The organism is Staphylococcus sp. T93, from assembly GCF_016743875.1.
In the GTDB taxonomy this organism is placed as follows: Bacteria; Bacillota; Bacilli; order Staphylococcales; family Staphylococcaceae; genus Staphylococcus; species Staphylococcus aureus.
Genome location: NZ_CP068247.1, coordinates 2,450,060 through 2,472,723 on the forward strand (window position 1 = coordinate 2,450,060; position 22,664 = coordinate 2,472,723).

Annotated in this window: 23 protein-coding genes and 1 pseudogene; 13 read left to right on the top strand and 11 right to left on the bottom strand. The window is 33.8% G+C overall.

The annotated features are described in order from the left end of the window. The first annotated feature begins 112 nt into the window (after positions 1 to 112). The 5 genes from scdA (at position 113) to lrgB (ending at position 4,781) form a co-directional block, all read left to right on the top strand. A complete protein-coding gene (gene scdA, locus JG553_RS11945; protein WP_000608826.1) occupies positions 113 to 787 on the top strand; it encodes an iron-sulfur cluster repair di-iron protein ScdA in 675 nt (224 codons plus the stop codon). Positions 788 to 1,033: 246 nt separating this feature from the next. Then, complete coding sequence (locus tag JG553_RS11950; RefSeq protein ID WP_000950281.1) at positions 1,034 to 2,788, top strand: sensor histidine kinase; 1,755 nt, start codon at positions 1,034 to 1,036, stop codon at positions 2,786 to 2,788. 2 nt (positions 2,789 to 2,790) lie between these two features. Then, positions 2,791 to 3,531, top strand: a complete 741-nt coding sequence (locus JG553_RS11955; RefSeq protein WP_000645452.1) for a response regulator transcription factor LytR — start codon at positions 2,791 to 2,793, stop codon at positions 3,529 to 3,531. A gap of 112 nt (positions 3,532 to 3,643) precedes the next feature. Then, complete coding sequence (gene lrgA, locus JG553_RS11960) at positions 3,644 to 4,087, top strand: antiholin-like murein hydrolase modulator LrgA (RefSeq protein ID WP_001792906.1); 444 nt, start codon at positions 3,644 to 3,646, stop codon at positions 4,085 to 4,087. Then, positions 4,080 to 4,781 (top strand): antiholin-like protein LrgB, encoded by a 702-nt coding sequence (gene lrgB, locus JG553_RS11965; RefSeq protein WP_000607067.1) that lies wholly within the window; start codon positions 4,080 to 4,082, stop codon positions 4,779 to 4,781. The genes lrgA and lrgB overlap by 8 nt, the downstream gene beginning before the upstream one ends. Before the next feature lie 107 nt (positions 4,782 to 4,888). Here lrgB and JG553_RS11970 read toward each other — a convergent pair whose 3' ends face one another. Then, on the bottom strand, positions 4,889 to 5,593 hold the full coding sequence (locus JG553_RS11970; protein WP_000922329.1) for a GntR family transcriptional regulator: 705 nt from the start codon (positions 5,591 to 5,593) through the stop codon (positions 4,889 to 4,891). Between the two features lie 148 nt (positions 5,594 to 5,741). On the opposite strand from JG553_RS11970, the gene JG553_RS11975 reads away from it, so the two are divergent. Together JG553_RS11975 and JG553_RS11980 are read left to right on the top strand one after the other, a co-directional pair. Further along, on the top strand, positions 5,742 to 6,533 hold the full coding sequence (locus JG553_RS11975) for a PTS sugar transporter subunit IIAB (RefSeq protein ID WP_000066938.1): 792 nt from the start codon (positions 5,742 to 5,744) through the stop codon (positions 6,531 to 6,533). Between the two features lie 15 nt (positions 6,534 to 6,548). Beyond that, entirely contained in the window at positions 6,549 to 7,985 is a 1,437-nt protein-coding gene (locus JG553_RS11980) for a 6-phospho-beta-glucosidase (protein ID WP_000163988.1), read from the top strand. A gap of 432 nt (positions 7,986 to 8,417) precedes the next feature. Here the strand turns inward: JG553_RS11980 and JG553_RS11985 are convergent, their stop codons facing one another. Next, the gene (locus JG553_RS11985) at positions 8,418 to 9,179 is read right to left on the bottom strand and encodes a class I SAM-dependent methyltransferase (protein ID WP_000031268.1); all 762 of its coding nucleotides are present in this window, start codon (positions 9,177 to 9,179) and stop codon (positions 8,418 to 8,420) included. An 18-nt stretch (positions 9,180 to 9,197) separates the two neighbouring features. Here JG553_RS11985 and JG553_RS11990 point away from each other — a divergent pair, with 18 nt between their 5' ends. Then, on the top strand, positions 9,198 to 9,332 hold the full coding sequence (locus tag JG553_RS11990) for a hypothetical protein (protein WP_001789860.1): 135 nt from the start codon (positions 9,198 to 9,200) through the stop codon (positions 9,330 to 9,332). A 97-nt stretch (positions 9,333 to 9,429) separates the two neighbouring features. Here the strand turns inward: JG553_RS11990 and rbsK are convergent, their stop codons facing one another. The 4 genes from rbsK to rbsR form a co-directional block, all read right to left on the bottom strand. Beyond that, positions 9,430 to 10,344, bottom strand: coding sequence for a ribokinase (gene rbsK / locus JG553_RS11995; RefSeq protein WP_000182751.1), 915 nt, complete (start codon positions 10,342 to 10,344; stop codon positions 9,430 to 9,432). A gap of 27 nt (positions 10,345 to 10,371) precedes the next feature. Continuing rightward, positions 10,372 to 10,776, bottom strand: coding sequence for a D-ribose pyranase (gene rbsD / locus JG553_RS12000; protein WP_000747873.1), 405 nt, complete (start codon positions 10,774 to 10,776; stop codon positions 10,372 to 10,374). 14 nt (positions 10,777 to 10,790) lie between these two features. Then, positions 10,791 to 11,672 (bottom strand): ribose/proton symporter RbsU, encoded by an 882-nt coding sequence (gene rbsU / locus JG553_RS12005; protein ID WP_000029212.1) that lies wholly within the window; start codon positions 11,670 to 11,672, stop codon positions 10,791 to 10,793. A 231-nt stretch (positions 11,673 to 11,903) separates the two neighbouring features. Further along, the gene (gene rbsR, locus JG553_RS12010) at positions 11,904 to 12,902 is read right to left on the bottom strand and encodes a ribose utilization transcriptional repressor RbsR (protein ID WP_000757880.1); all 999 of its coding nucleotides are present in this window, start codon (positions 12,900 to 12,902) and stop codon (positions 11,904 to 11,906) included. A gap of 150 nt (positions 12,903 to 13,052) precedes the next feature. Between rbsR and JG553_RS12015 the strand changes: the two genes are divergently transcribed. From JG553_RS12015 to JG553_RS12025, 3 genes and pseudogenes are all read left to right on the top strand, one after another. Next, positions 13,053 to 13,232, top strand: coding sequence for an NADH dehydrogenase (locus JG553_RS12015; protein WP_001791651.1), 180 nt, complete (start codon positions 13,053 to 13,055; stop codon positions 13,230 to 13,232). Positions 13,233 to 13,281: 49 nt separating this feature from the next. Continuing rightward, the gene (locus JG553_RS12020) at positions 13,282 to 13,674 is read left to right on the top strand and encodes a hypothetical protein (protein WP_001159765.1); all 393 of its coding nucleotides are present in this window, start codon (positions 13,282 to 13,284) and stop codon (positions 13,672 to 13,674) included. 245 nt (positions 13,675 to 13,919) lie between these two features. After that, a pseudogene (locus JG553_RS12025) lies at positions 13,920 to 14,270 on the top strand (IS1182 family transposase); the annotation flags it as partial. A gap of 76 nt (positions 14,271 to 14,346) precedes the next feature. Here JG553_RS12025 and JG553_RS12030 read toward each other — a convergent pair. Further along, positions 14,347 to 15,723: an MFS transporter gene (locus tag JG553_RS12030; protein WP_001066544.1), complete on the bottom strand. Its 1,377-nt coding sequence runs from the start codon at positions 15,721 to 15,723 to the stop codon at positions 14,347 to 14,349. Positions 15,724 to 15,956: 233 nt separating this feature from the next. Between JG553_RS12030 and JG553_RS12035 the strand changes: the two genes are divergently transcribed. Continuing rightward, a complete protein-coding gene (locus tag JG553_RS12035; protein ID WP_000337361.1) occupies positions 15,957 to 16,949 on the top strand; it encodes a choloylglycine hydrolase family protein in 993 nt (330 codons plus the stop codon). 325 nt (positions 16,950 to 17,274) lie between these two features. Continuing rightward, entirely contained in the window at positions 17,275 to 18,225 is a 951-nt protein-coding gene (lytM, locus tag JG553_RS12040; protein ID WP_000736798.1) for a glycine-glycine endopeptidase LytM, read from the top strand. Positions 18,226 to 18,276: 51 nt separating this feature from the next. Here lytM and JG553_RS12045 read toward each other — a convergent pair whose 3' ends face one another. The 4 genes from JG553_RS12045 to JG553_RS12060 all read right to left on the bottom strand — a co-directional run bounded on the left by JG553_RS12045 (position 18,277) and on the right by JG553_RS12060 (position 22,624). Continuing rightward, the gene (locus JG553_RS12045) at positions 18,277 to 18,936 is read right to left on the bottom strand and encodes an ABC transporter ATP-binding protein (protein ID WP_000570071.1); all 660 of its coding nucleotides are present in this window, start codon (positions 18,934 to 18,936) and stop codon (positions 18,277 to 18,279) included. Between the two features lie 13 nt (positions 18,937 to 18,949). Continuing rightward, entirely contained in the window at positions 18,950 to 19,870 is a 921-nt protein-coding gene (locus JG553_RS12050; RefSeq protein WP_000806113.1) for an ABC transporter permease, read from the bottom strand. Further along, positions 19,867 to 21,033, bottom strand: coding sequence for an ABC transporter permease (locus JG553_RS12055; protein ID WP_000848764.1), 1,167 nt, complete (start codon positions 21,031 to 21,033; stop codon positions 19,867 to 19,869). Before JG553_RS12055 ends, JG553_RS12050 begins: the two co-directional genes overlap by 4 nt. A 67-nt stretch (positions 21,034 to 21,100) precedes the next feature. After that, the gene (locus JG553_RS12060; protein ID WP_000038517.1) at positions 21,101 to 22,624 is read right to left on the bottom strand and encodes a DUF6583 family protein; all 1,524 of its coding nucleotides are present in this window, start codon (positions 22,622 to 22,624) and stop codon (positions 21,101 to 21,103) included. Positions 22,625 to 22,664: the final 40 nt, after the last annotated feature.

Here is a 22,664-nt window from a genome sequence, read left to right on the forward strand (position 1 = left end):
ACATGATTTGAGGGCTTTATTTTGCTGTTTATGACATGATTATGACATTTCCCTGATTTTCATTTTCATATACATTAAATTGTATACACTGGAAATGAGGAGGTTATCTATAATGATAAATAAAAATGACATAGTAGCAGATGTAGTAACTGATTATCCGAAAGCAGCGGATATTTTTAGAAGTGTGGGAATAGATTTTTGTTGTGGCGGACAAGTAAGTATAGAAGCAGCAGCCTTAGAAAAGAAAAATGTAGATTTGAACGAATTATTACAGCGTCTCAACGACGTTGAACAAACGAATACACCAGGTTCGTTAAATCCTAAATTTTTAAATGTTTCATCACTTATTCAATATATTCAATCAGCATATCATGAACCTCTAAGAGAAGAATTTAAAAATTTAACACCTTATGTGACGAAGTTATCGAAAGTACATGGACCTAATCATCCATATTTAGTTGAGTTAAAAGAAACATACGATACATTTAAAAATGGCATGTTAGAGCATATGCAAAAAGAAGACGATGTCGATTTTCCAAAACTCATTAAATATGAGCAAGGTGAGGTAGTAGACGATATTAATACTGTGATAGATGATTTAGTTTCAGACCACATTGCAACGGGAGAATTGTTAGTAAAAATGAGCGAATTAACATCTAGTTATGAACCTCCGATAGAAGCGTGTGGTACTTGGCGACTTGTTTATCAGAGATTAAAAGCACTTGAAGTGTTAACACATGAACACGTACATTTAGAGAATCACGTATTATTTAAAAAAGTATCATAAATAACGCGATTAGAAACTGTTGGCAAAAATAAGTCCAGCAGTTTTTCGCTATGTATAAAAGTCATAATAGTGACATAAACAGCATTATTTGAAAAGAAAAATGGTCAACTTAGCATAAAAATTGATATGAAAATTTAATGGTATAGATAATTAAATAGTAGCGTGTTTTTTTAATAATTTATTCATGAATTTTACATGCACTATTATGATAAAATAAACATAATTATAATTCACTGAGGTGCTATCGTGCTATCGCTAACAATGTTATTACTTGAGCGTGTAGGTTTAATTATTATTTTGGCCTATGTGTTGATGAATATTCCATATTTTAAAAACTTAATGAATCGTCGACGTACATGGAAAGCACGTTGGCAATTATGTATTATTTTCAGTTTGTTTGCCTTAATGTCTAATTTAACTGGTATCGTCATCGATCATCAACATAGTTTGTCAGGAAGTGTGTACTTCCGTTTAGATGATGATGTATCTTTAGCTAACACACGTGTATTAACGATAGGTGTCGCAGGATTAGTTGGTGGCCCTTTTGTAGGTCTATTTGTTGGCGTTATTTCAGGTATTTTCAGAGTGTATATGGGTGGGGCGGATGCACAAGTTTATCTTATCTCATCTATATTTATTGGTATAATTGCTGGTTATTTTGGCTTACAAGCTCAAAGACGCAAGCGTTACCCGAGTATTGCGAAAAGTGCCATGATTGGAATTGTTATGGAAATGATTCAAATGTTGAGCATTTTAACATTTTCCCACGACAAAGCATATGCGGTTGACCTCATATCATTAATTGCACTACCAATGATTATTGTTAATAGCGTTGGTACGGCGATTTTTATGTCTATTATCATTTCAACATTAAAGCAAGAGGAGCAAATGAAGGCTGTTCAAACACATGATGTACTGCAATTGATGAACCAGACATTGCCGTATTTTAAAGAAGGATTGAATAGAGAATCGGCACAGCAAATTGCGATGATTATTAAAAATTTAATGAAAGTATCTGCCGTAGCAATTACAAGCAAAAATGAAATCTTATCGCATGTAGGTGCAGGTAGTGATCATCACATACCAACAAATGAAATATTAACAAGTCTGTCTAAAGATGTATTGAAATCAGGAAAGTTGAAAGAAGTTCATACTAAAGAAGAGATTGGTTGTAGTCATCCGAATTGCCCGCTTAGAGCAGCTATCGTGATACCACTTGAGATGCATGGTTCTATCGTCGGTACATTGAAGATGTATTTTACAAACCCTAATGATTTAACTTTTGTGGAACGTCAACTTGCAGAAGGATTGGCAAATATTTTTAGTAGCCAAATTGAACTTGGTGAAGCCGAAACGCAAAGTAAGTTATTGAAAGATGCTGAGATTAAGTCATTACAGGCACAAGTGAGTCCACATTTTTTCTTCAATTCAATTAACACGATCTCAGCTTTAGTTAGAATAAATAGCGAAAAGGCACGAGAGTTACTATTAGAATTGAGTTATTTTTTCAGAGCGAATTTACAAGGCTCTAAGCAACATACGATTACTTTAGATAAAGAGTTAAGTCAAGTGCGTGCATACTTATCACTCGAACAAGCACGTTATCCAGGAAGATTTAATATCAATATTAATGTTGAAGACAAATATCGCGATGTGCTTGTACCACCATTTTTAATTCAAATTTTAGTTGAAAATGCCATCAAACATGCGTTTACGAATCGAAAGCAAGGTAACGATATTGACGTGTCAGTGATTAAAGAAACTGCAACACATGTACGTATTATTGTACAAGATAATGGTCAGGGTATTTCTAAAGATAAAATGCATTTGTTGGGAGAAACATCTGTAGAATCAGAGTCTGGAACTGGTAGTGCTTTAGAAAATTTAAACTTACGCCTAAAAGGATTATTTGGAAAATCCGCAGCATTACAATTTGAATCGACATCGAGCGGTACCACTTTTTGGTGTGTACTTCCTTATGAAAGACAAGAGGAGGAATAAATATGAAAGCATTAATCATAGATGATGAGCCATTAGCACGTAATGAATTAACATATTTATTAAATGAAATTGGTGGTTTTGAAGAAATTAATGAGGCAGAAAATGTAAAAGAAACATTGGAAGCACTACTGATCAATCAATATGACATTATATTTTTAGATGTCAATTTAATGGATGAAAATGGGATCGAATTAGGAGCTAAGATTCAAAAGATGAAAGAGCCACCTGCGATTATTTTTGCAACTGCACATGACCAATACGCAGTACAGGCATTTGAATTAAATGCGACAGACTATATTTTGAAACCGTTTGGTCAAAAACGTATTGAACAAGCAGTCAATAAAGTGCGTGCGACTAAAGCCAAAGATGATAATAACGCAAGTGCAATTGCGAATGATATGTCGGCGAATTTTGATCAAAGCTTACCTGTTGAAATTGACGATAAAATTCACATGTTAAAGCAACAAAATATTATTGGGATTGGCACACATAATGGTATTACAACCATACATACAACGAATCATAAATACGAAACAACAGAGCCATTGAATCGTTATGAAAAACGATTGAATCCCACTTATTTTATACGTATTCATCGTTCATATATTATTAACACGAAACACATTAAAGAAGTGCAACAATGGTTTAACTATACTTATATGGTAATATTGACAAATGGTGTCAAGATGCAAGTTGGACGTTCATTTATGAAAGATTTTAAAGCGTCGATAGGATTACTTTAACAGTAATCCTTTTTTTTATGCATTTTACCTATGATATTTTGTATTTCGGACTAAAAATCACGCAAATCGAAGTGAGCCATCTATACTTTAGTTAAATCAAACGTAGGAGGCAATGGTCGTGAAACAACAAAAAGACGCATCAAAACCAGCACACTTTTTTCACCAAGTCATTGTAATTGCTTTAGTACTCTTTGTATCGAAAATAATTGAATCATTTATGCCAATTCCTATGCCTGCATCAGTAATCGGTTTAGTATTATTATTTGTATTATTATGTACTGGTGCTGTTAAGTTAGGCGAAGTCGAAAAAGTAGGAACGACACTAACAAATAACATTGGCTTACTCTTCGTACCAGCCGGTATCTCAGTTGTTAACTCTTTAGGTGTCATTAGCCAAGCACCATTTTTAATCATTGGACTAATAATCGTCTCAACAATACTATTACTTATTTGTACTGGCTATGTCACACAAATTATTATGAAAGTTACTTCGAGATCTAAAGGTGACAAAGTCACAAAAAAGATCAAAATAGAGGAGGCACAAGCTCATGATTAACCACTTAGCACTAAACACACCTTACTTCGGAATACTGTTATCCGTTATACCATTTTTCTTAGCGACCATATTATTTGAAAAAACTAATCGTTTCTTCTTATTCGCACCGCTATTTGTCAGTATGGTATTTGGTGTGGCCTTCCTCTATTTAACAGGCATTCCGTATAAGACTTACAAAATAGGTGGAGACATTATTTACTTCTTCTTAGAACCGGCAACAATCTGTTTTGCGATTCCGTTATATAAAAAGCGTGAAGTGCTTGTTAAACATTGGCATCGTATCATCGGAGGTATTGGTATCGGTACAGTTGTAGCGTTATTAATTATTTTAACTTTTGCGAAGTTAGCACAATTTGCCAATGATGTTATTTTATCAATGTTACCTCAAGCAGCAACTACAGCGATTGCGTTACCAGTATCAGCTGGTATCGGTGGTATAAAAGAATTAACATCATTAGCAGTTATTTTAAATGGTGTCATTATTTATGCCCTAGGTAATAAATTCTTAAAGCTTTTCCGAATTACTAACCCTATTGCCCGAGGATTAGCACTTGGAACAAGTGGTCACACATTAGGTGTAGCACCAGCCAAAGAATTAGGACCTGTAGAAGAATCAATGGCAAGTATAGCTTTAGTGTTAGTTGGTGTAGTTGTTGTAGCAGTTGTGCCTGTCTTTGTAGCAATATTCTTCTAAAACGAAAAACCTAAGCAAGATAATAGCAATTTGAGCCATTGTTATTATCGTAAAAAAACGTCTATACTCCAGTTTATAACTGGGATATAGACGTTTTTATGTATTTATTACTTTTTACTAGGAATATAAAACTGTGCATGACGATAATGAAATACGATGTCAGATGAATCAAAGGGTTTGCCAGTCATTGTATAAAAAGTCTGGTGGTAACGTAAACATGGTTCACCTGTAGACAATTGTAGTAATGAAGCTTCACTTGAAGTGAGTTGATCTACATTAAAGAAAATATCTGAAAAACCAATACGAAGTTTCATGTTTGATTCTAAATAGTCGAAGATAGAGCCCTTAGCAATATCATCATTTAAATATTTCACGATTTCTTTATGATAATAAGAATATTCGATACATAAAACATCATCGTCCACGAATCTTAATCGCTCTAAATAGTAGACGGTATCATCTGCATTTAATTGGAGCTCATCTTGTACAGATTTAGGTGGCGTTGCAATCTCCTTAAAAACAAGTACCTTACTTGTCATTCGGTGTTCACCTAAACTTTTAGAGAAACCATTAGTCTTAAAGACGTTGATACGATTGGCATCAGCAATATTTCTCACATAAATACCACTGCCTTGTGCTTGATAGATCAAACCATCTTGTTCCAATAAGCCTAATGCTTTAATGATAGTACTCTTACTTACTTGATAACGTTCTTTTAATTGCGTCACGCTTGGCAATTTATCACCGGGTTTGAAATTAGATTGATGTATAAACGCATTAAGTTGCTTAGCAATATGTTCATACTTTAACAATATTCTGTCCTCGTTTCACTTTGTCTGTAATTATTATAGCACAAAATATTATAATTGTATCGGCGTTTACAAATTGAACCGGTACAATTATAATTGGAGGTAAGTAAATACATTTTCATTCTACTATCAAGTTGAGGGGGTAATATTTATGAGCAATAAATATAAAGAACAAGCCCAAGACATTCTTACAGCTGTAGGTGGTGTCGAAAACATTGTTGATGCAACGTATGATACGAAGTGCATTACAATTCATATGCAACATACAATTCCTTCTACAGCAAATGAAGTGAAACAAATAGTTGATGTGACATCTGTAGCAGAAAATGATACGCAGTTAGTCATAAAATTAAATGGAAATGTCGATGAAGTGTATCAGCAATTACAGCGATTAATTAAGAATGCTAATGTCGAAGAGAGTGAGAATACTGACAATATTAATAGTCAAGATACAAGTTATACACCTCAAGTAAAAGTAACAACACCAATTTTAGTGAAAGCACCAATCGCTGGTCGTCGTATTTTACTTAAAGAAGTAAGAGATTCAATTTTTAGAGAGAAAATGGTAGGTGAAGGCTTAGCAATCAAAGCTCATGAAGAATCCAAAGTAATCGCACCGTTCAATGGTTTAATATCTATGATTGTACCAACTAAGCATGCAGTTGGTATTCAATCAGAAGACGGTGTGGACATAGTCATTCATATTGGCGTGAATACAGTTGACTTGGAAGGTAAAGGGTTCAAGTGCTTTGTAAAGCAAAATGATCATGTTGAAGCAGGGCAAACGTTGTTGCAATTCGACCAGCAATATATACAACAACAAGGCTACAATGCTGACGTTATTGTCGTTATTAGCAACTCTGCCGATTTAGGAAAAGTAGAACTGACAATGAATGAAATCATTACGACTGAAGATGTTATTTTTAAAATATTTAAAAACTAGGAGTGTGTTGTAATAATGACAAAATTACCGCAAAATTTCATGTGGGGTGGCGCTCTTGCCGCAAATCAATTTGAAGGTGGATATGATAAAGGTGGTAAAGGGTTAAGTGTAATTGATGTTATGACGAGTGGTGCACATGGCAAAGCACGTCAGATTACAGAATCTATAGATCCCAATCACTATTATCCAAATCATGAAGGTATTGATTTTTATCATCGTTATAAGGAAGATATTGCCTTGTTTAAAGAAATGGGATTGAAATGTTTACGTACGTCGATTGCGTGGACACGTATCTTTCCGAATGGGGATGAAGATGTGCCAAATGAAGAAGGACTCGCCTTTTATGATCGTATCTTTGATGAATTAATTGCACAAGGTATTGAACCTGTTGTGACGTTATCACATTTTGAGATGCCACTTCATTTAGCGAAACATTATGGTGGATTTAGAAATAGAGAAGTTGTCGATTATTTTGTGCATTTTGCGCGTGTTGTATTTGAAAGATATAAAGATAAAGTTACATATTGGATGACGTTTAATGAAATTAATAATCAGATGGACACATCAAATCCTATCTTTTTATGGACGAATTCTGGGGTAGCATTGACAGAAAATGATAATCCTGAAGAAGTCTTGTATCAAGTAGCACATCATGAACTTTTAGCCAGTGCTTTAGCAGTTCGTCTTGGTAAAGAGATTAATCCGAAGTTTAAGATTGGAACAATGATTTCACATGTACCCATTTATCCATATTCGTGTCATCCGAAAGATATGATGGAAGCACAAATTGCGAATCGCTTACGTTTCTTTTTCCCGGATGTCCAAGTGAGAGGTTATTATCCAAGCTATGCTAAAAAAATGTTGGCACGAAAAGGATATGATGTTGGATGGCAAGAAGGGGACGACAGTATTTTACAGCAGGGCACGGTTGATTATATTGGCTTTAGTTATTACATGTCTACGGCTGTAAAACATGATGTTGATACTACAGTTGAAAACAACATCGTCAACGGTGGTTTGAATCATTCTGTGGAGAATCCGCATATCGCAACGAGTGATTGGGGTTGGGCGATTGATCCAGATGGCTTAAGATATACATTGAATGTGTTATATGATCGTTATCAGTTACCACTTTTTATTGTGGAAAATGGTTTTGGTGCAGTTGATGAAGTGGTAGATGGACATATTCATGATGATTATCGCATTGAATATTTAAAAGCACATATTACAGCAGCGATAGAAGCAGTTGATCAAGATGGTGTAGATTTAATCGGTTATACACCGTGGGGAATCATTGATATTGTTTCATTTACAACCGGTGAAATGAAGAAACGCTATGGTTTAATATATGTTGATCGAGATAATGATGGTCATGGCACGATGGAACGCTTGAAAAAAGATTCGTTCTATTGGTATCAACAAGTGATAGCATCAAATGGAGATAAATTATAAAGGTATATTATAAGTATTTTAGGGTTAGAGCCCGAGACATAAATTAATATAGTAGGACCTACAGTGTTATAATGGCGGGCCCCCAACACAAAGAATTTCGAAAAGAAATTCTACAGGTAATGCAAGTTGGCGGGGCCCAACACAGAGAAATTCGAAAAGAAATTCTACAGGTAATGCAAGTTGGGGAAGGACAGAAATAAATTTTGCGAAAATATCATTTCTGTTCCAATCCCGTGATGTTAAAATTTTAAGAAAAAAATAATGCCACTAACTATGTATAGTGTTAATGTTTGAGTGTTTATGAAAGTCTTTAACCAAAATTGATGACTTACTAATCAACGATAACGATATTGTTAAGTAGATGATTAGTGTCACAAAGAAATTAAAGTGATAGTCAAACATAGATACAAAGTACAGTTAGTGGCATTATATTTAGTGCTCTTTTTTAGCGACAAAAGTAATATAATTCATATCTTTACGCAATTTAGTCATCGTTTTAAACATTTTACAAAACATTGGTCGATTTTCTTTTTTCAAAGCATTGTTGATAATCTTTATAGTTCCAACAATACCTTCGTCATAAATTAAACCTTTTGGTGTCATTAAACTCATTGGACCAGTATGATAATGCACATGATTAAAACCAGCTTGATTATATAAATCTAACCAGCCAAGTTTCGTCTGCGGTGAGACATTGACATTAATTGCTGCAGATAATGATTTAACAACATGTGTGGCATGTGATTCATTAACGATGACAATATCATGTGTTAACAAGATACCCCCAGGCTTTAAGACTCGGTAGTACTCGCGTAATGCTTTTTCCTTTATGGCGATGGGTAACATTGTTAACATTGCTTCATTTAAAACGATATCGAATTGATTGTCATCAAAGGGCAATTTAACAGCATTCGCTTGTTGAACTTGAATATATGATTCAAGACCTGCTGCTGAAATGTTTTCCTGTGCTTTTTCTAATGCTTTCTTATTTATATCAACGCCTTGAATGTGACAGCCATATGTATGAGCTAGATAAATAGATGTTGTGCACATATTACATGCCACTTCTAACACTTGTTTATCTTGTGAAAATGCCCCTTGTTGTATTAACCAATCTGTTGCTTCTTTACCACCGGGGCGTAGACGAGTTTTTCCTAATTTAGCTAAAAATGTATGACCAGCTTCTTTAGACATAGCATAACCTCCTTTTAATTGATAATTATTATCATTAATATAGCATATTTATATGCGATAATTTGGAAGTTAAAAAGATTACAAAAAATTGTCACTTCATTTATAACTAAACATGAGTCAACAAGCATAGGTTTAGTGGAAAATTATTTCTAATAGATGATGTTTTATAAAGATAAAAAAGCACAGCCATGATATACGAATGTTGCATGTTATATGCTAAACCTTCATATCATAGCTGTGTTTGATTCATTTAAACTTGATTTACTTCTTCTAGTAGAGGAATAGATGCTTGCGCGCCGTGTTTTTGTACAGTGAGTGAGCTCGCTTTATTACCAAAATCAATAGCATCTGCTAAGTTATCTTGCGACTTGTTTAAGCGACTGACAAATGCACCAATAAATGTGTCGCCTGCAGCAGTTGTATCAATCGCATTTACTTTATAAGCTTCGATGTGTTGGCTTTGATTTTTAGTAGCAAAATATGTACCTTGCTTACCTAGCGTAATCAAAACAGTCTTAATGCCTATAGATAAAAAGTAATTGGCATTGTCTTTCATAGATTGTTCATTAGTTACTTTAATCCCAGATAACAATTCGGCTTCTGTTTCGTTTGGCACAATAATATCGATTAATGATAATAATTCATTAGGTAATGCTTTCGCTGGTGCAGGATTTAATACTGTCGTCACACCATGTGCCTTGGCAATTTCAAATGCAGATATAATAGCCGGGATGGGTACTTCTAATTGTGCAACGACAAAGTCTGCATTGATTATAGCGTCTTTTGCGTTAATAACATCTTCAGGTGTCATCGTCATATTCGCACCACCATAAACATAGATGGTGTTTTGTCCTTCTGCATTCACAGTGATAAAGGCTTGGCCCGTTTTTGCTTCAGCTGTTTTGATAATATATGATGTATCAATATGAGCTACTTTAAAATCTTCTAAGATGAAATCAGCAACGCCATCAGTGCCAATTTTAGTAATAAATGTTGTGTCTGCTTGCATGCGTGCAGTGGCAATAGCCTGGTTGGCACCTTTACCTCCGCCGAATGCTTTTTGTGCTTCTTCAACATGTAATGTTTCGCCTGGTTGTGCATATCTTTCAACTGTTAAAAATTGATCGACATTCGTTGAACCTAAAATAACAACTTTGTTGGTCATGTGTACGCTCCTTTCAAGTTATAACTTTTAAAAAGTAACATTCGATTCTAATGCAATATTAGAGTAGGGCGTTGTTTCACCAGTACGAATATTACCTTTATTTAATGGGTGAGCTAAGTTACTTTTCATTTCTTCGTGAGGAATGAAAATGATTTCGATTTCCGATGAAATCAATTGTTTAATTTGTTGCAATTGTGTAGGGTTATGTTCTTTTATTTCTTCTGCTAAGTATATTTTTTGGATTTCCATTTCTTCTAACACTGTAGCTAAGACATCAATAAAGCGTGGTAAGTTTTTAGTTACAGCTAGGTCGATACGACGATGATCATTTGGAATTGGCATGCCAGCGTCATTAATCGTTAATAAATCAAAATGACCAATTGTCGCGATTGCTTTTGAAATATGTTCATTTAAAACAGCTGATTTTTTCATGACATCTACACTCCTTATTTTATAAATACTGTAACAGAAGCGGCTACTAAAATGAGTACTAAGCCGATGATTGTAATAACCATTTCTTTTGACGTTTTATGTTGTTTTAAGAAATAAATACCAGTTAATGTAGCAAGCACAACGGATGTTTGAGAAAGAATAAATCCAGTTGCTAAACCATTCATATTAGGTTGTGCTGAAATAAGATATGTTAAAGCACCAAATGCAAAGAAGAAACCTGAAATAATTTGTAACCACGTAATTTTATTACGGAATGGATTCTCTGCTTTCATATTCATAAAGCCATAAATGACTGCAACAATTACCATACCCATTGCTTGAGGTAAAAAGGCAGTTAGGCCATCAATAGAAGTTGCTTGCGGTGCAGCTGAATATAACCAGTATCCAAATTCACCAATTAACAGAAGTACCACTGCACGACGTAAATTTTTGGCGTTACTTGCTTCTTTGCGTTCACTCCAAACTGTCATACGCGCTCCAATTAGAATAACGACTAAAGCTGTAAATCCAATGATTTTATGACCAATGCCTGGCCAATTTCCTAATGCAAAGACACCCCATAAAGATGCGCCTAATAATTGGAATGCTGTTGTGACTGGCATGGCACGAGATGAGCCGACTAATTCGAACGCTTTAAATGTAATGATTTGTCCGAATCCCCATCCTGCACCTGATAATAAGGCGAATAGCAAATTGGTTCCAGTAGGGAAGCCACTTGATGTGACTACGGCTAATAAAATAGCGAAGATTAACGTACCTACAGTAGCACCGATAATTTGATGTACAGGTTTACCACCAAACTTTGAAGCGACTGTTGGGAAGAAGCCCCAGCCAATTAAGGGGCCTAACCCGATAAGTAATGCAACAATGCTCATGTTATACACCTCATGATTTGTTTTTAGTAAAACGTTTTACCAGTGCCATCGTACCATTTTTATTTGTAAAATGCATGCGTTTTCATAAAAACTGAAAACGTTTAAATCATATTTAAAAATTCATACATTATTATTTTAATTTCTTAGTAAAATAATTATGATTAAAAACCCTCAGCATTAAAGCAACGCTAAGGGCCTAACAATGATGAGTATATTTCGGAAGATACGTAGTTAGTTTGAAAGATGATAGCCAGTTGTTGCACGAATTTTTAAAGTCGTTGGTAATTCAATCATATCAATGGATTTATCTAAGTGCTGTAATCGTTGAAGTAATAAGGTTAAAGATGTTTTGCCAATATCAGTTATAGGTTGTGCCACAGTAGTTAAAGGTGGCGAGACGTACGCTGCATAATCAATGTCGTCATAACCTATTAATGAGATATCTTTCGGGATACTGATGCCATGTTCAATTAGTCCTCGTAAAATGCCAATAGCGAGTTCATCGTTAATAGCGAAGATTGCAGTGGCAGATTGAACCATGATGTCATCAACAATGGTTAGCCCACCGCGCTTAGATAATTCAGTATGGACGATTTGTGGTTCTGGCAATTGATTCGCGCGCAAAGTATCGACAAATCCAGCGACACGAGTCGACATATTCGCCATCATGTCATATGGTGCAACAATTATCATATGGTTGTGACCGAGTTCTATTAAATGTTGTGCTGCAAGTTGTCCACCTTGATATTCATTTGTCCGAACAAAATCTGTATAGCCTTGATGGTCATTTTGATCCAGTACGACATAAGGTACATGATGTTTCTTTAGATAGTTATTTAGGGCGTCCGGGGATGATATGTATTGTGCGATAATTAATCCGTCAATACCTCGATCAATTAAATGTTTAATATTGTCATACAAATCAGTTGCTGTAGATGTTAAAAAGCATAAATCAACATCAGATGGTTTATGGTCATGAATACTTTGCATCAGTGCTGAGAAAAACGGATTTGTTAAGCTAGGCAAAATGACGCCAATAGTTTGAATTTTACTGCCGCGCAATTGTTTTGCATGTTTATTAGGGGCATAGCCTAAACGTTCTGAAACAGCATGTACGTTTTTTATCGTTGTTGCGGAAAAACGACTATCATTATGATTTAAAATATGTGACACAGTTGTAACTGATACACCAGCTTCTCTAGCAACATCTTTAATTGACACTTTTTTCATATTATATTCCTTCTCTTTATTGTGTAATTAATCATACAGTTATATACCCGATTATTATATTCATCATATCATGATAAACATTTGATGACATATGAAGACGTGAATGACTTTTATTGTCTACAAACAGACGTCTGAAGTATACGATTAAGGTTGAGACGAGAGAATATATTATTAAGGTTAATACCTTTTAATGATTATGATAACAAGAATTTTAAAATGTTTATTGTGATTAAAAATACAAAAGTCATTATTTTAAAGAATAAAATATTTGTTTTTGAACAAAGTATTAAAAAACATAACGAAATGATGTATATTGAACTATGTGATTGAAAAAATTTTTAATTAAGGCTTGTTAAAACTTAAGAGAGGATGTTTTTAAATGCAATTCAAATTAAAAGAAGAAGAGATTATTAGTTTTTTAGAATTGAAATATCCAGAAAAAGAGTTCGAATATGGTCGTTTGTTAGTTGGACAACATAAACGTGATGATTTAGATGTTTATTACTTTGGTGATACGTTTTTAATGTGCACGATTATTTCATTCAAGACATTTGAAATTAAAGAAACAGTAGAATTATCATATGATGCTGTTAATCGTATTGTGTTAAAAGATGGATGGTTATTTAGAAAAATGAGAATAGAAACAATGCAAAAAGTGTTAAAATACGGTACATCTAAATTAATGTTAACTGATTTTCAAAAAGAGAATTATAATAAATATATTCAAGGTCAGAAACAACGCGTGATATTTGAAAATGGCCATTTTGTCTAATTGATAGTGAATATAATTAGAGTAAGAGGCTGGGACATAAATCCCTAAAAAACAGCAGTAAGATAATTTTCAATTAGAAAATATCTTACTGCTGTTCTCTATTTATACAATACTTCGTATTGAATGGCTTCGCTTTCCTAGGGTGCCGTCTCAGCCTCGGTCTTCGACTGGCACTGCTCCCTCAGGAGTCTCGCCATTAATACTACGTATTAACATGTAATTTTACTTTGAAATACTTTAAAAAAATAAGACACTTTGCCCAACTTACACTACCAATAAAAACTTCTGTTAGAATTCCTCAAAATGATATTTCGCGACATGTTAATGAAATTGTTGAAACGATACCTGATAGCAAATTCGATGAATTCAGACATCATCGTGGCGCAACATCCTATCATCCAAAGATGATGTTAAAAATCATCTTATATGCATATACTCAATCTGTATTTTCTGGTCGTAGAATAGAGAAATTACTTCATGACAGTATTCGAATGATGTGGTTAGCTCAAGATCAAACACCTTCTTATAAAACTATTAATCGTTTTAGAGTGAATCCTAATACTGATGCGTTAATTGAATCTTTATTTATTCAGTTCGCTTATTTTTCTTGGATTTCTTGTATATCATTTTAAAGTGATAAAGATATTTCGAAACATAATTCTTCTATTATATTTAAGATTTAACTGTTTTTGGAATGATCATGTATGCAGACAATGAGCCAAGGATCATCAATACAATGCTGACTATAAATGTTACGGTTGCAGCTACACTTGGTGCATAGTTTAGTTGTAACATACTGAAAACTGTAGTACTTAGTGCTATACCAAAGGAGTCACCTAATGTACCACTCATTTTATATAATCCTGTAGCTAAACCAACTTTTTCATTAGGCATACTGAAAATTGCAATCGTAAGTCCAGGTGTTGCGACTAAACCATTACCTATCGCACATATGACGAAACCAATGATAACTGCAATGACATATTGTGATGCCAATAATTGAGTCATGCTAATAATAGTGATGCCGATGACAGGGAACAACGGACCAATGATGAGCATCAATTTGCCACCGAAACGTAATGTTGCTTTTTCACCTAAACGAATCATCGCAACTGCCACAATGGCATATGGCAATGTAACAAGTCCAGATTGCGCAGCTGATAAACCAAGGTGTGTTTGAGCATATATGAAAAAGACCACTGTTACGCCTAGACCGCTATTTAAAACAAAGTTATTTAAAAATGCACCAATGAACGGACGGTTGCGTAATACTGAGAAATCAATAAAAGGTACTTCATGTCGACGTTCGATGATGATGAATATCAACGTAGTGATGATAAAAATGCTCAGACAAATGATTGAAAATGTACTAAACCAACCTTGTTCGAATCCTTGTGTTAACAATAATGTAAAGCTACCAATCATAACAGCGAAAATCGACATACCTTTGTAATCGAATGGATGACGGTGGCTATGTTGACTTACTTTTTCAGGTGTGCCTTTTAGAAGCAATATGGCAATGAAAGCAATGACTATACTAATGATGAAATTCGTTTGCCATCCGAAATTTGAGGCAATTAAACCGCCGATAACACCAGCTAGGCCGATGCCACCAACAGTACTAATCATTAGATAACTAATCGCTCGTCTTAAATGTTCTCCTTTAAATTGATTATTTAACACGCCAACTGTTGAAGGTAACAAGATAGCTGCTGATAGACCTTGTAAAATTCTACCGATGATGAGCAGTGCAGTGATGTCCGATATAATTAATAGAAGAGATGCAAACATACTGATTATGAGACCCATGTATGTCATTCTCAGTTGTCCTATTTTATCAGCAATATCACCTGCAGCCACCATGAAGATACCTGTGGCGAAGGAAGTTAAACTAATAGATAAATTTAACACGGCAGGAGAGGTTTGATATGTTTGACCAACGAGAGGTCCTATATTAATAAATGATTGTGCAAACAACCAATATGTTAATGCAGACAACATAATCGCAATAATAATATTACTGCGTGGTGAAGATTGTGTGTTATTCACAGATGTCACTCCTTGTAAAAATTAAATATAGAAAGTCATGAGATGAAGTGAACGGATGTATAGATGATCGTTCACTCACACATAAGTCATGATTTCCTTACATATCATACCACAGTTATTGAGAATGAATATCAATTAATTGCTTGTATAATTGATTTTTTATAGTATGTTTAAGTGAAACAGCTTTATTTGAAAGTGATTAAAGTAAATGAAGGTACAGAGGAGTGAGAACAATGTGCACAGGATTCACAATACAAACTTTAAATAATCAAGTACTTCTTGGACGCACGATGGATTATGATTATCCATTAGATGGTTCGCCAGCAGTGACGCCTAGAAATTATCGTTGGAAATCTTGCACTGGCACGACAGGCCAAACGCAATATGGCTTTATTGGCACAGGAACAGATATGGAAGGTTTTATTTATGGTGATGGTGTTAATGAACATGGCGTTGCCATTTCAACACAATATTTCCGAGGTTATAGTTCATATGGATCAACACACAAAGCGGACGCGATGAATATTACGCAAAATGAAATTGTGACATGGATTTTGGGATATACAACAAGCATTGAAGATATGAAACAACAAGCATCCCAAATACATGTTGTAGCTGTATATTTAAATGACATCGGTGAAGTTCCGCCATTGCATTATCATGTTTCCGATGCAACTGGACATACAGTCGAAGTTTCATTTAAAGAGGGTGAAGTGGTTATAAAAGATAATCCTATTGGTGTCTTAACAAATCATCCAGACTTAAATTGGCATTATAGTAATTTAAGACAATATATCAATATTTCTCCTTATCCAGCAACAGCAAATTTATTGGAAGGTGTAACGATTGAACCTTTAGGCAATGAAGCAGGTACATTTGGATTGCCAGGTGGATTTACTTCAACTGAGCGCTTTGTGAGAATGGCATTTATGAAAGCAAACATTGCTCAAAACAATGATAAAGAAATGGATTTAATGAATGCATTTTATTTATTAGATGCGGTAAATATACCGATTGGAATTGTACGTCCGCATGATGCTGACAATCACTATACGATGTATCAGACCGTAATAAATTTAACTACAAGAACGTTATATATTAAGTATTATGGCAGCAATGAATTAGTAGCATTAAAGCTCACAGATGATTTAATTAATAGAAAAGATATGACGATTTTTAAGCCTGAGAAGCATATCACTATTAGAAAGTTGAATGACAATCAATAGCGATTGATAATGGAATTTGGTTGATATGATTTGATGGATGATTACTATCATGCATTAGCGTTGAATCGCGAACATGGACGAACGATTAGTTGTTAATTTTGAAAATTTATAAAAGGTTAAACGAATGCAGTGAGAGATGTCATTTTAATATCAATGTATGGCTATTTTGTAATGACAATGTAATGAGTTTAGTAAAACATTTCGGGAATATTAAATAGTTGGAAAATGAGAATTAAATCCTTTACTCAGTTGTCTAATTCTTTTAGTATGTGCAGTACAGTTTAATTGAAAACTAACTTTAACTTTAATGGAGGATGTTTTATACATGAAAAAATTAACAGCAGCAGCGATTGCAACGATGGGCTTCGCTACATTTACAATGGCGCATCAAGCAGATGCAGCAGAAACGACAAACACCCAACAAGCACATACACAAATGTCAACACAATCACAAGACGTATCTTATGGTACTTATTATACAATTGATTCTAATGGGGATTATCATCACACACCTGATGGTAACTGGAATCAAGCAATGTTTGATAATAAAGAATATAGCTATACATTCGTAGATGCTCAAGGACATACGCATTATTTTTATAACTGTTATCCAAAAAATGCAAATGCCAATGGAAGCGGCCAAACATATGTGAATCCAGCAACAGCAGGAGATAACAATGACTACACAGCGAGTCAAAGCCAACAGCATATTAATCAATATGGTTATCAATCAAATGTAGGTCCAGACGCGAGCTATTATTCACATAGTAACAACAACCAAGCGTATAACAGCCATGATGGTAATGGAAAGGTCAATTATCCTAATGGCACATCTAATCAAAATGGTGGATCAGCAAGTAAAGCGACAGCTAGTGGTCATGCGAAAGACGCAAGCTGGTTAACAAGTCGTAAACAACTACAACCATATGGACAATATCACGGTGGTGGTGCGCATTACGGTGTCGACTATGCAATGCCTGAAAATTCACCAGTTTACTCATTAACTGATGGTACAGTAGTACAAGCAGGTTGGAGTAACTATGGTGGCGGCAATCAAGTAACGATTAAAGAAGCGAACAGTAATAACTACCAATGGTATATGCATAATAATCGTTTAACTGTTTCAGCTGGTGATAAAGTCAAAGCTGGTGACCAAATTGCATATTCAGGTAGTACGGGTAATTCAACAGCGCCTCACGTACACTTCCAACGTATGTCTGGTGGCATCGGTAATCAATATGCAGTAGACCCAACGTCATACTTGCAAAGTAGATAATACAGAAAATCCCAAGTTGCGATATCATACGCAGCTTGGGATTTTTTCGTTTTAATAATAGGTATAAGTCCATTGTTTGTCCTCTAAAACATGTTGATAAAAAGGATCTTGGCCAATTAACTTGATATCATCTGCAAGTGCTTCAACTTCATCTAAATGATGGGTAGTTAATATAATTAAACATTTAGATTTCATGATGTTAAGTAGTTGGTGGATGTCATGTCTAGATTTTAAATCAATACCAACTGTCGGTTCATCTAAAATGAGAATTCGAGGTTGACCTAGTAAACCTACTAATATATTAATTTTACGTTTATTCCCACCGGACAATGTAGATACTTTGGCAGACGTATCATCAAAGTTTAATTGCTGTAAATATTCGTTGATAGTTGTATCGTTAATTGGATTTTTACAAAGTGATTTAAAAAATTTAATGTTTTCAGCCACTGTCATGTGTTCAAATAACGCAATGTCTTGTGGCACATAACCGATGTGATTTTGTATTTGTCTTTGATTCCATTTTTCGCCGAAATAGTTGATAGTTCCATCATTAGCTTTTTCAATACCAGCAATCATACGAAGTAATGTTGATTTTCCAGCACCATTATCACCAAGTAATACGGTTAAACGATTACTATCAAAGGACATAGTTAAATGATTGAAAATCTGTTTGTTACGGTAACGCTTTGAAAGGTTATTAATTTCTATCATCAGTTACGCTCCTTTACATGAAAATAATCAAGTATACGATACCCATAGCAAGTGCATATATAAATGTCATGAATAATCGATGACTTATTGTTTGAATATGGAATAAGATAAAGACGATACCTATCTCATAAATCAATATAAGTAACAGTGATTTTAAGTAAAATATTAAGCTGAGTGGTTGAGACAAATATAGACTAACTGCCAATAGTACCAACAATAACAAAATCGTATGTGTCATTACATAAGTACTATATAGTTTGAAACGGCTTAAATGATATTGTGATAATCGTTGCAATGCTGCTTGTTGGTTTAAACGATAATGAAGTACTACTTGAACAGCGCTAACAAATAAAATCACCGCAAAGATTAAGCTAATTGAAATAGAGTGTTGTGCTTGTTTAGTAAGCGACACAAATTTGATTTTAGATTCAGGTGTATGTTTATGATAGGACTTGTTGATAGCATCGATGGATTGATGCTGTTTCATATCCTCAAGGTGTTCATAAATAATGTTAGGAATTTGCTGCTCATATAATGAACTACTAACAATTTCTACAGCAATACCACCTATAAAGTCATCTCTACCATATAACTGTATCGTTTCTTTTAAACGGTTCTCTTTTAATTTTTGAGAGAAACCTTTAGGAATTTGCATACTTAAAATAGCTTCCTTTTTAGTAACATCATCTTCAATATAGCTTTCATCTTCATCGACTTTTTTAATAGTTACATAGTCAGATTGTTTAATTTTATTGACGAATGATTTTGATGCAGTGGTTTGGTCTAAATCTTGAATGGTAATCGGTATTTTGAAGTTGTCATGTGCTACACGGTAACCGATACCAATAAGTACGAGTGCGATGACAATGGTTGTTACGAGCAAGATGTATTGTAACCATTGCTTGAACACAACAAGTTGTATATAAGGCTTCATTGACGATACCTCCAAACCAATACAGCTAAATTAATTATCAAAAGTGCGATGAAGCTAAGATAGAAACTAGGGTGCAGTTCTAAAATGTAGTTGTTTAAAATAATTTCTAACAATTGATTTGTTACAACTGCGAACGGTTGAATATTGAAAACACCATTTGCTATATGTTGTAAAAAAATCGTAGGTATTGTTAAACCAGATAACACCAGGATGACAATAGCTAATATGACTTTACTAATACTATTCAACAAGCCTGTTGTTAAAAGTTCGATGAGTAATAACCACAGTATTAAAAAGGTAACATAATAGCTTAAATGAATGGCTAACGTTGGCCAATTATATAATTCAAAGATATTCGGAATACTGAACACAATCCAAACTACACCAACGATACTCCATAACATAGTATAAAACCATGTAATCAACGTACGAATGATTAATAAACGCTCTTTAGAAAAATGAAACATTTTCAATCGCGCTTTCAATACAGTATCTTGATTCATTTTCAAAACTGTAAATAAAGATAGTGCAAAGATGAATACCGTTGTTAAAAATCCTGTAATTGCATAATAACTGCCCGTATCGTATAAATGAATCGGTTCTAAGTTAAATGCACCTGAACGGTTTAATCCTGTAATCAGCAAATCAGTCATAACATTGATACTGTCAGAATGTGATGCTTTCGGTGCTAAGTCTTGAAAAGCTAAGATGCCACCCATTGATCGCATAAGACGTTGGTAAACAGAATCTGTTAGCTGAGATAGCACGACACTTTTCATGGATTGTTGATCATATGTATATACTGAAATTGGTAGTTCGCCTTGTTTATAAAATGCCTTGGTCATACCTTTATCAAAAACAAAATAGCCTTGAAGTTTATGTTTTTTTAACAAAGTATGTGCTTGCTTATCATCATATGCTTTAATGCTCACGTTTTTTCCTAGGTTACTCCCTTTACCAATAGAGTTTAAGATTAATTTCGTTTCACTTGATTGATCTTTATCTACGACACCTATATTAAAATGATTGTCATCTTCTGTTACATGTTGGATTGTCGTTAATGTAATAAGGAGTGCCGCTAATATAAATAGTAAATAGATAATCAAATACCACTTTTTCAATAAAAAAGAGTGGTAGATGCGAAACAAATGTATTGTTTTCATTTAACCACTCCTCCAATGATAAGATTGAAAGGCAAGATGACCTTCCAATCTTATTTTTATATTTTAGTTATTTAGATGCCTTTTTTAAAATTGATTCAAACATTTTGCCGCCATTTTTTTCGATTTCTTTTTCAAGTTTTTCACGGTCTTTTGAAGATAGACTATTGAAATCTTTTGCACCACTATCATCAAAATCAATATCTGCTTTCAATTTTGTGCTAGATTTTAAAATGAAATTAATTGGTTCTTCAGCATATTTGATGCCGATATTTAACGTAGATTTCTGAGTGTTATTTTTTACGTCAGAATCTATATTATTTTCAAAAGTGAATTCATTTTCGTCGCTATATTTATCTAATGCGACAGTGATTTTACCTTTATCTTGACGTTTTGTGCCATCTACTTTTTCTTGGTTATCTAATTTGATTTTTGATTCATCATATTCTGTCTTTTTACCAAATTCGTATTTATCATTATATTTATTATCTTTTTCTTTAGAAGATACGCCTTTAATTGTATATTTCGCTTCAGCATACGTGTATTTATCTTGATCGAAATCAAGTGCGTAATCTAGTTTTAACTTATCGTCTTCTAAAGTATTAGTACCTTTGATTTTAGTTTTATTATTTTCTTTGTCTGTAATAGTAATTTCTCGTTTTACAATCGTATGTTTTTCGGTATAAATTTTAGATTGAATTTTAGCAAATTCATCCTTTTTAGTTTCTTTGACATCGTCAATTGCTTTTTTGATGTCTTTTTCAAAGTCTTTTGTAGCACCTTGTTCTTCCATTAATTTTTTAAGGTCTTTATCCTTTTTAGCTTCTTCTAATACAGCTAATGTAATTTTTTTAGTGTCAGCTCTGCTAAGTGTTAACGTGACAGGTCTAACTTTGTACTTTTCACCATTAACCTTAATTTCTTCTTTTTTACCTTTATCAAAATTATCGTCATCTAATTTGTCGACAATAAGTTCGGAATATTTTTCGGCAATTTTGCTGTAGTCACTTTGTTGTGCTTGAGCATTATTAAAAAGAGTATTTAAATTTAGTTGTTGGTTTGTAATACCATTTTCTTTTGCTGTTTCTTCATCTTCACCTGTAAGTTTTGAATAAGTTGATAATAAATCAGAATTATTAACACTATATTTCCCTTTAAATAATGGTGATTCGAAATAATGCTTATCTTTATCTGCAGCTAACTGGAATTTCCCTAATGCAGAGTCTGCGATTGTTGGTTCAAGATTAATCATTGATTTCTCTTTTTTAGGATCATGTCCATATGACATTTTAATTTTCGATGCATTAACAACAGATTTAGGAATGCCAAGCCCTTTAACAATTTCATCTGATGCATCTGCGCTTAATTCTAATGAAGATAAAAACGAATTATCTTTCATCTTTTCTTGGAACTTCACTTCATTTTCAAAACGGTCATTAAAATAATCTTTATACATTTTTGCTGTTTGTTGTTCACTTTTTAGGTATGTATTTTTCGGTGTATTAGCAAAAAATGCATAAACTCCCCATGCGATTCCACCTATTAATAGTAAGACAATAATAATAGGAATTATAATTTTTAACTTTTTAGACATTTTGCTTCCTCCCAATTATTTATGAGTTAATCATATCAGA